Annotated in this window: 12 protein-coding genes; 10 read left to right on the forward strand and 2 right to left on the reverse strand. The window is 56.3% G+C overall.

Annotated elements, in window-relative coordinates; translation table 11 throughout:
- Positions 1–34: 34 nt before the first annotated feature.
- The 4 genes from QOY30_RS00805 (at position 35) to prmC (ending at position 3,788) form a co-directional block, all read left to right on the forward strand.
- Positions 35–427 carry a tol-pal system YbgF family protein gene (locus QOY30_RS00805; protein ID WP_283742741.1) on the forward strand — a complete coding sequence of 131 codons (393 nt, stop codon included), beginning with the start codon at positions 35–37 and terminating at the stop codon, positions 425–427.
- An 88-nt stretch (positions 428–515) separates the two neighbouring features.
- A complete protein-coding gene (gene hemA / locus QOY30_RS00810) occupies positions 516–1,769 on the forward strand; it encodes a glutamyl-tRNA reductase (RefSeq protein WP_283742742.1) in 1,254 nt (417 codons plus the stop codon).
- A complete protein-coding gene (prfA, locus tag QOY30_RS00815; RefSeq protein ID WP_283742743.1) occupies positions 1,766–2,848 on the forward strand; it encodes a peptide chain release factor 1 in 1,083 nt (360 codons plus the stop codon). Before hemA ends, prfA begins: the two co-directional genes overlap by 4 nt.
- Before the next feature lie 4 nt (positions 2,849–2,852).
- Positions 2,853–3,788, forward strand: coding sequence for a peptide chain release factor N(5)-glutamine methyltransferase (gene prmC / locus QOY30_RS00820; RefSeq protein ID WP_283742744.1), 936 nt, complete (start codon positions 2,853–2,855; stop codon positions 3,786–3,788).
- Between the two features lie 209 nt (positions 3,789–3,997).
- On the opposite strand, the gene argH is transcribed toward prmC, so the two are convergent.
- Positions 3,998–5,389 (reverse strand): argininosuccinate lyase, encoded by a 1,392-nt coding sequence (argH, locus tag QOY30_RS00825; RefSeq protein WP_283742745.1) that lies wholly within the window; start codon positions 5,387–5,389, stop codon positions 3,998–4,000.
- A gap of 74 nt (positions 5,390–5,463) precedes the next feature.
- Here argH and QOY30_RS00830 point away from each other — a divergent pair, with 74 nt between their 5' ends.
- The 6 genes from QOY30_RS00830 (at position 5,464) to QOY30_RS00855 (ending at position 13,025) form a co-directional block, all read left to right on the forward strand.
- Complete coding sequence (locus tag QOY30_RS00830; RefSeq protein ID WP_283742746.1) at positions 5,464–6,534, forward strand: sensor histidine kinase; 1,071 nt, start codon at positions 5,464–5,466, stop codon at positions 6,532–6,534.
- Positions 6,535–6,697: 163 nt separating this feature from the next.
- Entirely contained in the window at positions 6,698–7,462 is a 765-nt protein-coding gene (locus QOY30_RS00835) for a LytR/AlgR family response regulator transcription factor (RefSeq protein WP_283742747.1), read from the forward strand.
- Positions 7,463–7,465: 3 nt separating this feature from the next.
- On the forward strand, positions 7,466–8,158 hold the full coding sequence (locus tag QOY30_RS00840; protein ID WP_283742748.1) for a response regulator transcription factor: 693 nt from the start codon (positions 7,466–7,468) through the stop codon (positions 8,156–8,158).
- Positions 8,142–9,404 (forward strand): sensor histidine kinase, encoded by a 1,263-nt coding sequence (locus QOY30_RS00845; RefSeq protein ID WP_283742749.1) that lies wholly within the window; start codon positions 8,142–8,144, stop codon positions 9,402–9,404. The genes QOY30_RS00840 and QOY30_RS00845 overlap by 17 nt, the downstream gene beginning before the upstream one ends.
- Positions 9,405–9,636: 232 nt before the next feature.
- Positions 9,637–11,007 (forward strand): hypothetical protein, encoded by a 1,371-nt coding sequence (locus tag QOY30_RS00850; RefSeq protein WP_283742750.1) that lies wholly within the window; start codon positions 9,637–9,639, stop codon positions 11,005–11,007.
- Positions 11,008–11,660: 653 nt separating this feature from the next.
- Positions 11,661–13,025, forward strand: a complete 1,365-nt coding sequence (locus tag QOY30_RS00855) for a hypothetical protein (RefSeq protein ID WP_283742751.1) — start codon at positions 11,661–11,663, stop codon at positions 13,023–13,025.
- A 219-nt stretch (positions 13,026–13,244) separates the two neighbouring features.
- Here QOY30_RS00855 and ppc read toward each other — a convergent pair whose 3' ends face one another.
- Positions 13,245–16,013, reverse strand: coding sequence for a phosphoenolpyruvate carboxylase (ppc, locus tag QOY30_RS00860; RefSeq protein ID WP_283742752.1), 2,769 nt, complete (start codon positions 16,011–16,013; stop codon positions 13,245–13,247).
- Positions 16,014–16,072: the final 59 nt, after the last annotated feature.

The raw sequence follows: 16,072 nt of genomic DNA on the forward strand, positions 1-16,072 counted from the left end.
ATGATATGAGGCAGCCTAAACCAAGGAGATTTACATGAAAAGAGTGATCGCGTTGCTGGTGTTGTTGAGCGCTGTGTGCGCCGCCCCGGCATACAGCGCAGACGATAATCAGGGACTTTCGTTCTGGGAGCGCCTGCGCAGAAAGATCGAAATGCTTACCCCCAAGAAGAAAATTAGTACGACGACCGCTGTGGGGGGGGTGCGCGGGTCACAGGCCGATGGTGAAGAGGTCTACTGGAAGGGCGAAGCCAACCCCCAGATCGATGCCGACGAATTGGCGGATTTCAAGAAAGCCGTTTCATTGGCTGACACGGGCGATATGACGGGAGCCCAGGCCGGATTCTCCGACTTCCTGAAGAAGCATCCCGACAGCCGTTTGCGCCCCGATGCCGAAATGGCCCTGGCCCAGCTGCAGCCCAAGAAGTAACAAGGCATACGCCGGACGGTTGGCTGGTATTCGGCCCGCCCAGCAACTATAATCGGCATCCTTGCGAACCCGGATAGTCGTTCATTCCATGCAGTTATTCACTTTCGGCATAAACCATCAGACCGCGCCGCTCGCCGTGCGCGAGCAGATCGCGTTCAATGTCGAGACGCTGGATAGCGCTCTGCGCGACCTGGTGGATAACGGTGCCGCCAAAGAGGCAACGATCCTTTCCACCTGCAACCGTACCGAGATCTATTGCAGCACCAGCGCGCCAACCCAGGCGGTCGATTGGCTGGCGGCCTACCACCATTTGCCTGCCAACGAGATCGAACCGTACATCTACCGTCTGCCGCAGGAAGAAGCCATAAAGCATGCTTTCCGCGTGGCGAGCGGGCTGGACTCCATGGTGCTGGGCGAGCCGCAGATACTGGGGCAGATGAAACAGGCGGTGCGCCAGGCCGAGCAAGCCGGTACACTGGGATTTTTGCTGCACAAGCTGTTCCAGCGCACCTTCTCGGTTGCCAAGGACGTGCGAACCCAGACCGAGATCGGCGCCAATCTGGTTTCCATGGCAGCGGCTGCCGTCAAACTTGCGGAACGCATTTACCCCAGCATTTCCGAGCAGAGCATCCTGTTCATCGGCGCGGGCGAGATGATAGAACTCAATGCCGTGCATTTCGCCGCACGCAACCCGAAACACATCACCGTCGCCAACCGCACGCTGGAGCGTGCGCAAGTCCTGGCGCGGCGCATCAATGGCCATGCCATCACACTGAACGAGTTGCCGGAACAACTGGCACATCACGACATCATCATTACCTGCACCGCCAGCCCCTTGCCGATCCTGGGCAAAGGCATGGTCGAGCGCGCACTCAAGGCACGCAAGCATCGCCCGTTGTTCATTGTGGACCTTGCGGTGCCGCGCGACGTGGAAAAGGAAGTCGCGGAATTGAACGATGTCTTCCTCTACACGGTGGACGACTTGTCCGATGTGGTGCGCGACGGCCTGGATGCGCGCCAGGGAGCGGTGAAAGAAGCCGAAGTCATCATCGATTCCGGCGTCAATGATTTCATGCACTGGATGCAATCGCGCGAAATGGTGCCCACCATCCGCGCCTTGCGCGATCATGCTGAACGCCAGCGCCGCGCCGAAATGGAGAAAGCCTTGCGTCTGCTGGCGAAAGGCGAGAGTCCTGAAAAGGTGCTGGATTTGCTGAGCGCATCCCTGACCAATAAATTCCTCCACGCTCCCACCCAGGCTTTGAACCAGGCACAGGCGAGCGAACGCGAAGCGATTCTGGAAGCGGTACACCGCATCTACCACCTGCACTCCCCCGAATGAAACCGAGCATCGCATCCAAACTCGCCCAACTGAGTGAGCGGTTGGACGAGGTCACCCGCCTGCTGAGCAGCGAAGAGGCCACGCGTGACATGGGCACATTCCGCAAGCTCAATCGTGAACGTTCCGAAATCGAACCGGTGGTTGGGCTTTACCACGCCTACCAAGCCTGCGAGGCGGACATCGCCACCGCACAGGAGATGGCGGGCGATCCGGACATGCGCGAATTTGCCGATGCCGAGATCAAGGCCGGTCGCGAGCGTCTGGAACAATTGGAAGTTGAATTGCAAAAGCAGTTGCTGCCCAAAGACCCCAACGATGAGCGCAACGTATTCCTCGAAGTGCGCGCCGGGACGGGCGGCGACGAGGCGGCGATATTTGCAGGCGATATTTTTCGCATGTATGTACGCTTTGCCGAACGCCGCCGCTGGCAGGTCGAGATCATTTCCGAAAGCCTGGGTGAAATGGGCGGGTACAAGGAAGTTATCGCCCGCATCATCGGCCAGGGTGCTTATTCCGTGCTGAAGTTCGAGTCGGGAGCCCATCGCGTGCAGCGCGTGCCGGCAACCGAAACGCAAGGGCGTATCCACACCTCTGCCTGCACTGTCGCCATCCTGCCGGAAGCCGACGAAGTGGGTGAAGTGGAACTCAACCCCGCCGACTTGCGCATCGATACTTTCCGCGCCAGCGGCGCGGGCGGTCAGCACATCAACAAGACTGATTCCGCCGTGCGCATCACGCACCTTCCCACAGGGACAGTGGTCGAATGCCAGGATGGACGCTCGCAGCACCAGAACAAGGCGCAGGCTCTGCGCGTGTTGGCGGCTCGCATCAAGGATAAACAGGAACAGGCCGCGCACAGCAAGATTGCCGCCGAGCGTAAATCGCTGGTGGGCAGCGGCGACAGGTCAGAACGCATCCGTACATACAACTTCCCTCAGGGGCGCGTCACCGACCATCGCATCAACCTCACGCTTTACAAGATGGACCAGATCATGGACGGCGACATCAGCGAACTGACCAATGCCCTGATGGCCGAGCACCAGGCCGAACTATTGTCGGCATTGGCAGAAGAAAGCTGATGCCTTGCGATCCATTCAGGACATCCTGCAGGCCGATGCGGCGCGGCTGAACACAGCGCTCGATCTCGGCGCGGCGACTGCCCGCATCGAAGTGCAATGCCTGCTGCAGCACGTCCTGCAAGTTCCGCGCTCCTATTTGCTGGCGCATTCCGAACTGGTGTTGCATGCAACCCAGCAAGCAGCCTACGACTCCTTGTTGCAACGTCGCTTACAGGGTGAGCCTGTCGCACACATTTTGGGCGAGCGGGAGTTCTATGGATTGAGCTTCAAGGTGACTCCGGACACACTTATTCCTCGTCCGGAAACCGAATTGCTGGTCGAATTGGCGTTACAACACATGCCCCCTCTCCAACATCCTGATGGAACTACTAGCCATTCGACTAGGCTGCCAAACTACGCCAGCCAAGTCGCTGGTTACCCCGGTGGGAGAGGGAGAGTTCGCGTGCTGGATATGGGTACGGGTAGCGGCGCGATCGCGCTCTCCATAGCGCAAAGAAGACCCGATGCCGACGTGGTGGCAGTGGATGCTTCGGAAGCAGCGTTGCAGGTGGCAACCGGGAATGCCCGGCGACTGGGCATTGCAAATACAAGATTCCTGAAGAGCGACTGGTTCTCCGAGCTGGCCGGGCAGCACTTCAACCTCATTGTCTCCAATCCACCCTATATTGCGGCAGACGATGCGCATCTCTCCCAAGGCGATGTGCGCTTCGAGCCGATCACTGCACTGGCTTCAGGCGCGGACGGACTGGACGACATCCGCCGCATCGTGGCACAGGCGGAAGATTTCCTTGGGCACGATGCATGGCTATTGTTGGAGCATGGTTATGACCAGGCCGACAAGGTGCGATCAATATTGCAGCAGCACGGGTTTGCCGGAGTGATGTCGGCAAAAGATATTGCCGGGATAGAGCGGGTCAGCGGCGGGAAACGGAGTAAATAGCGCAGTGATTCAATCACTTTGAAGGGTGGGGCACGGTTGGGCGAAAGGTATAGGCCGGTATATAGACCGTTTGGCATATATGCAACATGGTAACGTGTCCCTAGAATGCGACTTGAGTTGTTAGAGCCTTGAGTTGCAACCAACTCAATCTTTCATACTCTCCTCCTATTCTGGGCCATCGCAAGGTGGCCCGTTTTTTTGCCCGGAGTTCAGGCGGATAGCAGCTTGCGAGCGCGTCCGATGGCGGCTTCCACTTGCTTGGGAGCGGTGCCTCCGGTGTGATTGCGCGCGGCGAGCGAGCCTTCCAGTGTCAGCACACCAAAGACGTCGTCAGTGATCTGGTTGGAAAATTCCTGCAATTCTTCCAGCTTGAGTTCTGCCAGATCCACTCCGCGTTGCTCGGCAAAGCGCACTGCCAGGGCCACGGTTTCATGTGCATCGCGGAACGGCAAACCTTTCTTCACCAGATAATCGGCCAGGTCGGTTGCCGTGGCATACCCTTGCAACGCCGCACGACGCATGGCTTCCGGCTTGACGGTAATGCCGCCCATCATGTCGGCGTAGATGCGCAAGGTCTGGGTGAGCGTATCCACCGTGTCGAACAGCGGCTCCTTGTCTTCCTGGTTGTCCTTGTTGTAGGCCAACGGCTGGCCTTTCATCAAAGTGAGCAGCGCGACCAGATTCCCGTTCACGCGGCCGGTCTTGCCACGTACCAGTTCCGGCACGTCCGGGTTCTTTTTCTGCGGCATGATGGAAGAGCCGGTACAGAAGCGGTCGGCGATGTCGATGAAGCCGAAACGCGGGTTCATCCACAGGATCAACTCTTCCGACAGGCGGGACAGGTGCGTCATGGTCAGCGCGGCGGCGGCGGTGAATTCGATGGCGAAATCGCGGTCGGACACGGCATCCAGCGAGTTCTGGCACACCGCCTCGAAACCCAGCAGTTCGGCCACCAGCTCGCGCTTGATCGGGTAACTGGTTCCGGCCAGCGCCGCCGCGCCGAGCGGCAGGCGGTTGACGCGATGACGCGCATCGCCGAAACGTTCCACATCGCGCTGGCACATCTCGAAATACGCCATCAGGTGATGCGCAAAGCTCACCGGTTGGGCAACCTGCAGATGCGTGAATCCGGGCATGATGGTGTGCGTGTGGTGTTGCGCCAGATCCAGCAAAGCGGTCTGTAAACCTTTGAGCAACAGCGTGATATCGTCGATCGCGCTGCGCAGATACAAACGGATGTCGGTCGCCACCTGGTCATTGCGCGAACGCCCGGTGTGCAGGCGTTTGCCCGCATCTCCGACCAACGTGGTCAAGCGCTTTTCAATATTCAGGTGCACGTCTTCCAGGTCAAGTTGCCAGACGAAATCGCCGCTGACGACCTCGCTCTCGATCTGCCCAAGGCCGCGCTGGATATCTTTCAGGTCCTGCGCGGAGATGATGCCGCAGCCGGCGAGCATCTGAGCATGCGCCAGGGAACCCTGGATGTCGAACAGCGCCAGGCGCTTGTCGAAATCCACCGAAGCGGTATAGCGTTTCACCAATTCCGCCACGGGTTCATTGAAGCGCCCCGACCATGTCTGATTGTCTTGCATCGTTGCCATGTCTTGTCCAGAATGAGCGGCCAAACCTTCTATCCATTCCTCTCCCGCTTGCGGGGGAAGGTTAGGAAGGGGGAATGAACCTTAAAGTTTGCATACTTATGAGTGAGACGCGCAGTATAAATCAAAACATTCCCCCCAAGCTGTTGCCCAGCTTCGTAAACCTGGGCACGGTTCTGCGCATCGTGTTGCTGGCCAACGGCATTGCGCTGTTCGGTCTGGCGTTGCAGTCCATCTCACTCGGCAATCTGCTGAACAGCCTGCTTCGGGGTTCTGCGCTGCTGCAACCCGTGTTGCTTACCAACCTGCTGTTGCTGTATGCATTCAATCCTGTGTTAAGCCGGATGCCCTATTGGCAGGGCATGCTGGCCGTATCAGCCATCGTGGCGACGGTTACCGTATTGATCGATATGCTGGGCGGGGATCTGTTTTCCGGAGCGGAACTCGGGGCATTTCGCTACATACGCCATGCGTTGATAAGCATCGCCTTTGCATTGATATTGCTCTATTACTTCCGATTGCGGGCAGAGGCGCTCTCTCCGGCGCGGCATGAAGCGAGGCTGCAGGCCTTGCAGGCGCGCATCCGGCCGCATTTCCTGTTCAACACCATCAACACCGTGCTGAGCATCATGCGGGACGATCCCAAGCGTGCAGAAATTGCGCTGGAAGACATGGCGGATCTGTTCCGTATGGCGATGACGGATCAGAAAGAACTGGTCTTGTTAAGCAAGGAAGTGGAGCTTGCACGGCAATACCTGGCTATAGAAGAATTGCGTTTGGGCGAACGCCTTCAGGTGCGTTGGGATACACAAAAAATGCCGCCAGACGCGCTCATTCCGCCGCTGATCCTGCAACCACTGCTGGAAAATGCTGTTTACCACGGAATTGAACCCCTGGCAGAAGGAGGAATCATTGATGTCAGGGTGTATCGGGAGAGCGACGAATTGCATATGGAAGTGAGCAACCCCGCTAAAAATCAGGCTGCGACACGCACCTCGGGCAACAAGATGGCGCTCTCCAACATCCGTGAACGTCTGGACCTGCTGTTTGACGTCGAAGCGAAATACCAGGTCGAGACCGATGCGGATCGATATATTGTTCATATCCTTATCCCTTACGTGACAATCAAGGCGCAATCTGAAATATGATTAATCGTATGCGCCATGATCGTTCCCTCACCTCCGTGCCCCCTCTGGTGGAACTACTAGCCATCCGACTAAGCCCGAAAGCGGGCAAGTCGTTGGTTATCCCGCGGGGAGAGGGGTACCGGGAGACGCTACGCGAAATATCCATTTCTCTGGGGCAGACAGCATGACCGACACGATCACCTTGCCGCTCACCGTCTTCATCGTGGATGACGAAACGCCCGCGCGCAACCGGCTCAAGGAGAAGCTTGCCGACTGCGCCGCCCAGTTTCCTCTGCAACTGGTGGGCGAAGCAGCGAACGGGCAAGAGGCCCTGGACAAGCTTGCCGAGACGCCCGCCGAAGTTGTGCTGATGGACATACGCATGCCGCAAATGGACGGGATCGAGCTGGCAGGCCATCTGAACAAACTCGCACAGCCTCCGCTGATCATCTTCACGACGGCTTACGACGCCTATGCCATACAGGCATTCGAACAGCGCGCCATAGACTACCTGCTCAAACCGATCCGGCTGGGGCGCCTGTTCGATGCGCTGTCCAGGGCACGCGATCTGGTTCCGATACGCACCGAAGTGCTGCGTGAACTCACCCCGGAAGCGCGCAGCAATCTGTCTGCCCACGAGCGCGGCAAAGTGCTGCTGATCCCCATCGACCAGGTACTCTACCTGCGGGCGGAACTGAAATACGTTACAGTGCGCACTGCCGAGCGCGAATATCTCATCGAAGAGTCGCTCACGGCGCTGGAAAAAGAATACGCCACACGCTTTGTGCGCATCCATCGTAACTGTCTCGTGGCAAGAGACGCTGTCATGGGGTTTGAAAAAGGCGGCGATGAGGGCGAAAGTGGCTGGCTGATGAACGTAAAGGGGCTGGAAGAGAAATTGCCAATCAGCCGTCGACAAATGGGAATTGTGAAGGAATACGGGAAATAAACTATGCGCGTACTAATTATCGAAGACAACCGGGACCTGGCTTCCAACATGTTCGACTTTCTGGAAACGAAAGGTCATGTCGTGGATGCGGCCGGGGATGGCATCACCGGCATGCACCTGGCGCTGGTCAATGAATACGATGCGATCGTGCTCGACCTGATGTTGCCCGGCATGGATGGCATCACACTCTGCCGCAAGCTGCGAGAAGAAGGCGGCAAGGACACGCCGGTCCTCATGATCACGGCGCGCGATTCGCTGGAAGACAAGATCGCCGGCCTGGAAGCCGGTGCGGACGATTATCTGGTCAAGCCGGCCGAGCTGCGCGAAGTGGAATTGAGATTGCGCGTGCTGTTCAGGCGCGGCGGAGACCACACCCAGAAACAGAAGAAATTGACAGTGGAAGATCTCACCCTTGATCCCTTCACATGCTCCGTGAAACGCGGCACCAAAGCGATCGAACTGCCGCCTATCCCTTACCGCATTCTTGAGATCCTGATGTCGCGCTCTCCACAGGTGGTCAATCGCGAAGACATCGAGCATATCGTATGGGGAGAAGGGCGCCCCGATAGCGATTCGCTGCGGGCGCATGTGCATTTGCTCAGGGAACTGATAGACAAGCCTTTCGAGAAAAAGCTGCTGCGCACGATGCGCGGTTTTGGTTACCAGTTGGTCAGCCCGGATGTTCCAGACCAATAGTCTGCGCTTCAGGGTCGCATTTTTTTATGCGATCTTCGGGGCGGGTCTCAGCATCCTGCTTGCCGCCGGTGCCTACCTGACCGTCGAGCATATCGGGCATCAGCTCATGGACGAGGCATTGCTGGAGGAGCTGAACAAGCACGCCAGCGAATCGATATTCATCGAGCCGAATACCGTATCCATCAAGGGCTACGTTATTTCGGACACCAAGCGCAGCCCAAACATCCCCTACGAGGTTGAAGCGCTGACGCCGGGCAAATACAACATGACGGTCGGCAATATCGACTACCGCGTTCTGGTTGTCGACAAATATGGCGCGCGTTACATCATGATGTTCGATACGCAGCTGCAGCACTTCCACGAAGCGGTGTATTTCCGTTATGTGGAAACCTTTGCCTTGTTCATGATCTTCAGTTCTGCCGCCGGAGGATATTGGCTGGCGAGCCGCGTCACCTCATCGGTTACCCGATTGGCCAGACAGGTCGGGCAGGCCGAGCCGGGCGATACCGATCTGTCCCTGTCCTGGATCAAGGAGACCAGCAACGACGAAGTGGGGGAATTGGCGCGGGCCTTTGACCGCTATCTGCGCCGTTTGCGGGAATTCATCGAGCGGGAAAATTTCTTTACCGCGGATGTGAGCCATGAATTGCGCACGCCGCTCGCCATCATGCTGGGCGCCGTCGAAGTGCTGGAGCAGGATGCGTCGCTTTCGCCAAAACAGAAGGAACGCATCACACGCATCCATCGCGCCACCCAGGACATGATAGACCTGACCTCGGCCTTGCTCCTGATGGCGCGCGAACACCTGGGGGCGGCAGATGAACAGCCTTGCGATGTGTCTGACGTGGCGCTTGCCTGCGTCGAGAAGCACCGGCACCTGGTCGGCGAACGGCCGATACGCCTTGACGTGGAAACAATTGCCAAAGCCACTCTGATCGTCGAACGCCCGCTGCTGGAGATCGTGATCGGCAACCTCATCCGCAATGCCTTGTTCCATACCAAATCCGGTTCTGTTTTGCTGAAGGTCGAAGCGGAAAAGCTGACAGTAACGGACACCGGCGTCGGAATGCGCCCGGAAGAATTGGAACGTGCCATGGAGCGCTATTACAAGGGGGCATCGAGCGCCGGCGCCGGCGTCGGCTTGTCGCTTGTGAAACGCATATGCGATCGTTACGGTTGGCGCATAACCCTCGACAGCAAAGAAGGTGTAGGTACTTCAGCGGTGATCGATTACTCTGCCAGCTAGTATTGATGAGCTTCTCCAGCAATCTGCTTCCCAAATAAAGTTCTGTTGCAATAAACGCAAATTAACTAAACTTTAACGCTCTATTGACGAGTGTTTTACTAAGCCATTGCTAGTATCCCTACCAACTTGTGCATGAAGCAGGGGAGTCACGTTGCACAAGATGTTTCCGTTTTACCAATTGGATTTGGGACGTTTGTTCCCGAATGGGTTAATTTTCTGGAGGAGAATTGCAATGAAGAAAATAGTACTGTCTCTGGCAGGCGTGATGGCAGCAGCCACATTTGCACCTGAAGCATCAGCTGTACCGGCATTTGCACGTCAAACAGGTATGGCATGTAGCGCCTGTCACCAACAACATTTCCCGGCAATCAATTCATTCGGTCGTGCGTTCAAGTCTGCCGGTTACACCATGGTGGGTACCGAAGAAAAGATCGAGGATCCGAAAAGCGATACATCGCCAGGACTTTCCATTCCTTCCACTTTGAATGCCGCTATCGTTGGATACATGCAGTATTCCAAGACCAACGGTCCGTCTGATGGATCACCTGGTGCACCTGGCACCAGCAGCATTAATGGCAAGACAACCAATAACGGTTCGCTGCAGATTCCTCAGCAGGTGAGCTTGTTCTTTGGCGGGCGCGTAGGCGAAAACATCGGCTTTGAGGCTGAGTACAGCATCTCAGGCGCTGGCACGGGACAAGCCGCATCATCGCTGATCAGGCTTAAGGTTCCGTTCGTGCAAAACTGGGATACCGTTAAGACCTTGGAAATCCCGTTCAGCACCTCCAACGGCGTTGCAGACAGCTTTGAAATTCTGGATACCGGCGCGGTCAATGTCCACGCGTTTAACCAGAATGCGATGGCTGTCATTTCCGCCGCACAATATATCGGCACAGCAACCAATGCGAATGGCGTGGCATTTGTTGCAAACAACGACTCCTTCTTCACAAACTTGGCAAAATTCGGCGCAAACACGGGTACGGGTAAGTACGGTGCGGATTCATCAACCTATGCACGTGGTGCCTGGATGACCGGCGATCTGATCCCGAATTATGACTTCGCAGTCGGTGGTCAATACTGGGGCGGTACTAGCGTAAACGACACCCTTGCTGGTGGTCCTGGTGGCGCTGCGGGCATGCCGGTACAAACCAAAGCTTGGGCAATTGACGCTCAGTTGCTGGGTCAGCTTGGAAGCTTGCCTCTGACCTTCGTTGCATCGTATGCAAATGCCCCGATGGGAAGCAACGGTATGGGCAACCTGTACAATAACGGCGGTTCAACCACCACTGCTATTGCAGCCAAACACGCACTCACAGTTGGCGCTGAATTGGGTGTCGTTCCCGGTATCGCAACGGTGCAAGCTGGCTTCCGTTTCGGCAAGAGTGGTCAAGACGCAGGACTGCTGGCAACGGGTGTAGCTAACGGTGCAAACGCATCCGACAATGCAATCATGGTGGGTGCAACTTACTCCATCGCCCTGAACGTACGTGCAGAAGTGACCTACGTCCACCAATCGGGTGATATTTACAGCTTCAATGCAACAAACAATCCCAATCTATACGGCAACAATGTTTACACAATAGATTTGGCAATGGGCTTCTAATACGTCCTGAGCTAATTGGCTAATTCATCCGTTGCAAGCGCGAGTGAGCAACGGATGAGGCAAGCCGGTTACAACGAGGTAGAAGGAATTGGTGTTCCAATAAAAATATAACAACTATCAAGCCATGCGGGTGAGTTGAGACTAGTTCGCGATCTTCTGTGATAAGGGGAGAGCAGAAGGTTGCACCAGAGAGGGCTGGCGCTCTACTCATCACACAACGGCAAATAGTGGAACCCAGATTGGGGAGACTTCGGTCTCCCTATTTTTTTGGTAATTGGAAATTAAAAAAACTGCAGGATCAATCCGGGGCGCGGCGCGGCATCCCATCAACTAAAAAAAGTAAACGCCACAATCCAATTATCAGGCTGTCGCAAATGCAGGAAAAAGTTGGCTATGGAAGCAATTAATCTTCAACCCTATAAACCAATGTTATTATTATGGTTAACGGTAGTTTAGCTAAAAAATGATTAACACTTGATATAAAGTGTCTCAAAAATGTTTATTTAACCTTTTCTTTACCCTCTATTAACGATTACTTTACATATTGATTGTTAGCATCCTCCCCAACGCTTGTGTGCTTAACTTTAATTTAACGGTGCGCAAGGGATACGTTGGGAAGTTTTAGTGAGATTATCAACAAGAGGAGAAACGCAATGAAGAAAATCGTACTGTCCCTGGCGGGCGTGATGGCTGCGGTCGCATTTGCACCTGAAGCATCGGCATTACCGGCGTTTGCACGCCAAACCGGTATGGCCTGTTCCGCCTGTCACTTCCAGCACTTTCCGGCGCTGAACAGCTTTGGCCGTGCATTCAAGTCCGGCGGCTTCACCATGGTGGGCGCGCAAGGCAAGATCGAAGGCGACCGCCTGTCGATTCCGGATACGTTGAACATGAACTTCCTGGCCAGCATGGGCTATGTCAAGACCAACCAGAATCCTAACCTTTCTGGCGTCACAAAGAATGCAGGTAACGGCGGTTTCTACCTGCCCGGCATTGCCGGTGAAGCGTCCCTATTCGTCGGTGGCCGTGTGAGTGATTATGCTGGCTGGTTATCCGAGATCACCCTATCGGGTGCAGCCGCAATCGATTCCGGCAAACTGGCAATCCTGCCCGAAATTGGCAGCAGCGGTATCCATGCTGGTATGGTTCCCTTCGCCACAAACGGCCAAGGTGCATCCTACGGTTTTGAATACTTGAATACCGGTGCCAATGCCATCCATTCGATTACCAATACCGTTGGTAATGCATTGGGCAGTGCTCCTTTAGGTCAAAAGAGCGAGTTCATTAACGCGGTCTCTGCACAACAGTACATCGGCACTGCGACGGGCGCGGATGGTGTTGCAGCCGTGGTGAACAGCGACATGGGCTTCGTCAACATCACCAAGTTCAACATGAGCGGTATGGCAACCGGACAACAAGCAACCTTGGGTTCCACCTATCTGCGCGTAGCGGGCTTGTTTGATCTGGCAGGCTGGGATTCCGCTTTGGGCTTCCAGAACTGGAGCGGTTCATCGCTGAACGATGGTAGTAATGTTAATCCCGCTGCCGCCACAAGCGCAATAATGATGCAGAGCAAGGCATGGGCGATCGATGGCCAGATGCAGGGCACGCTGGGTGACATGCCAACTGGCTTCTACTTCAGCTATGCAAGGGCTCCTGCTGCTGCCACAAATGAGGCTCCTAATGCCTTTAACGGAGGTACGCTGACTCGTAGTTCCTTCAACATTGATGCGGAAATCGGCGTCATTCCGGAAGTTGCCACGATCGGTGCGGCCATCCGTCGCGCCAGCAGTGGTGTGGCTGATGCAAGTAACAACAACATGTCAGATAACGCGATTTACTTGACAGCTACTTACAAGTTTGCGCAAAACATGCTGGCTCGTTTGTCGTGGGTTGATCAGACCGGATCGTATTGGAATGCGGTTTCCACGAACCTTAACCCTAATCCTACTAATTTGACCAACACACAAGTTTCAGGCAGCAAAGTAACCGCCATTAATATGTACGTCCTGTTCTAATCGGCTAGTTCAACCGCTGCGGGCACAAGTTCGCAGCGGTTGATGCAAACCGGTTAAAGCAAGGTGGAAGGAATTGATATACGAATAAGATTCACAACAACCAATGCTGGAAAAAAATGGGGAGGCTTCGGCCTCCCCTTTTTTATCTGTTCCGGCTCTGAAAATGCAAAAGGCGGCTGCTTCAACTACCTCGTGCAGTGATGGTCAGCGATATATAAATCAGCCGCTGTTACGAAGCCCTGTCGCGATACCGTTGATAGTGAGATGGATTGCGCGCTTCACTTTTTCGTCCTTGTCGCCTGCGCGATGCCGGTGCAGCAAGGCGACCTGCAAGTGGTTGAGCGGATCGATATACGGAGTTCGAGTCAGCAAGCTGCGTGCGAAAGCGTGGTTGTCCTGGAGCAGGGTGGTGTTGCCGGTCACGGCGAACAACATCTCGATGGTGGTCTCCCATTCGCTGTTGATCGCGCCGTAGATGCGGTCGCGCAACTCAACGTCCTGTACCAATTCGGCATAGCGCCAGGCGATGCCCATGTCGCTTTTGGATAGCACCATGTCCATGTTCGACAGCATGCCGCGGAAGAATGCCCAGTTCTGGTACATCGCCTGCAGCTGCTTGAGTCCGGCATCGCCTTCGCGTTCGACGAATTGCTTCACCGCGCTGCCGAAACCGAACCAGCCCGGCAACATCATGCGGCTCAAGCCCCAGCTGAACACCCAGGGGATTGCGCGCAGGTCCTCAATGCGGTCAGAGGCCTTGCGCGAAGAGGGGCGGCTACCGATGTTGAGTTCGGCGATCTCGCGAATTGGTGTTGCGGTAAAGAAGAACTCGGTGAAACCGGGAGTCTCGTACACCAGCTTGCGATAGGAAACAAAAGCATCAAGACTCAGGGCTTCCATGATGCGGTGATATTCCGGCATGGTGCTGTCCGCGCCGTGATGATGCAGCAGCGTAGCTTCGATGGTCGCGGCGATCAGTGTCTCCAGGTTGCGACGGCCAATCTCGGGGTTGGAATATTTGCTGGCGATCACTTCGCCCTGTTCGGTGATGCGTATCTGGCCGTTCACGCTGCCCGGCGGTTGGGCCAGGATGGCGTCGTAGCTCGGGCCGCCGCCGCGACCCACGGTGCCGCCGCGGCCATGGAACAGGCGCAACTCGATGCCGTGCTTCTCGAATACCTTAACCAACTCGACTTCGGCCTTGTACAGCTCCCAGTTGGCGGTGAGGTATCCGCCATCCTTGTTGCTGTCGGAATAGCCCAGCATGACTTCCTGCGTATTGCCGCGGCTGGCCAGCAGCTTGCGGTACCACGGGATGGAGAAAAGATCGTCCATGATGGCCGCACCGCCGCGCAGGTCCTCGATGGTTTCGAACAGCGGGATGATGTTGACGTGCAGCGTATTGCCGCCTTCAAGCAGGTCAACCTGTTGCAGCATCAGTGCGACTTCGAGCATGTCGCTCACCGCATCGGCCTTGGAGATGATGTGGTTGGGCAGCGCGCCGTGCCCGAAGCGTTTGTGAATGGAAGCCGCAGCTTGCATGATGCGCAGTTCGCTCTGCGGAACGTCGGAATAGCGCTCGATGTCGGTCAGCAAAATCTTGTTGGCTTGCAGCGCTTCCAGCAAAACCTGGCGCTTTGCCAGCTCATTGAGGTCGGCGTAGTTTGCTTTCCCGGAACTGTGAGAGAACAACTCGCCCACGGTCTGTTCAAGGATGGCGCTATGCTGGCGCATGTCCAGCGGCGCGAGGTAGAAGCCGAACAATTCGGCGGCGCGGCGCAGGTTGGCAAGCCGGCCGCGTGCGAGATAGAACGCGCCATGGCTGAACAGCGAATCGATCATCACATCGAGATCGGCGATGAATTCCTGCGACGTGGCATAAGGCTGCGCATGTTTGTCCACGGGGGCAAAATAAGAAAGATCGTGGCCGAGCTGTTTGGCGGTGGCCGACAGGCGCGAGTAGATCAGGATCAGCGCGCGCCGGTAAGGTTCGTCGTCGCGCGCAGAGGCCTTGTCCGGCGAGGCATCCGCCAGTTTGCGCATCTCGGGTGTGACCTCGACCAGACGGTCGGTCAGGCTCAGGCGCGTACCGAGGATGTGAGTTTCCTTCAGGTAATATTCAAACGCCAGTGCGGAATGTTCCTGTACCGCGTCAGTCATCACATCATGCGTGACAAAGGGATTGCCATCGCGATCGCCGCCGATCCAGCTGCCGACGCGCAGCAGCGGAGGTACTTTGATGTCCTTGTCGAAGCGCGCTTCCAGCTGCTTCTCCAGATTCGCATAGAGCTTGGGTATCTCGGACAGGAAGGTGTAGCGGTAGTACTCAAGGCCGTTACGGATCTCGTCGCGCACGTTGAGTTTGGCGGTGCGCAACATGCGCGTCTGCCACAGGATCAGCACAAAGCGATGCAGGGCCTCCTCGTTTTCGGCGAGGTCGTCCGGTGTCATGTCCACGCGGTCGCGGTTCGAAAGCAGACTGGAGATGATGAGCTGGCAATCGAGTATGCTCTTGCGCTGCACTTCGGTGGGGTGGGCGGTCAGCACCGGCGAAACCAGCGCGTTGTCCAGAAAAGCCTGCAGCGTCTCCTTGTCGATCTTCTTTTCCTGCAGGCGGTCCAGTGCCAATTGCAGCGTACCGTCCTTGGGTGGAGTGCCTGCTTTGAGGTGGGCACGATGGCGGCGATTGTGATGCAAGTCTTCGGCAATGTTGGAAAGCTGCGAGAAATAACTGAAAGCGCGAACCACGGCCAGTGTATCGCTGGGCGAAAGCGCATCCAGCATCTGTTCGAGCGTTTCGCCGTCGCGCTCGTCCTGAGTTTTGCGGAAGCGCACAGCGGCGCGGCGCACGCTCTCGACCAGTTGGAAAGTCTCTTCGCCTTCCTGTTCGCGGAGGGTGTCTCCAAGGATGCGGCCAAGGAGGCGCACATCGTCGCGCAAGGGCAGGTCTTTGCTGGAAATGGAGGCTGGTGCTGAGATCAGGTTCATTTTGTCAGAGTGTGTCGTCGGCGCAAAAGGACGGCGCACCTGTTAGAATGCGCCGCGTA

The sequence above is a fragment of the Sideroxydans sp. CL21 genome, assembly GCF_902459525.1.
Taxonomy (GTDB): Bacteria; Pseudomonadota; Gammaproteobacteria; order Burkholderiales; family Gallionellaceae; genus Sideroxyarcus.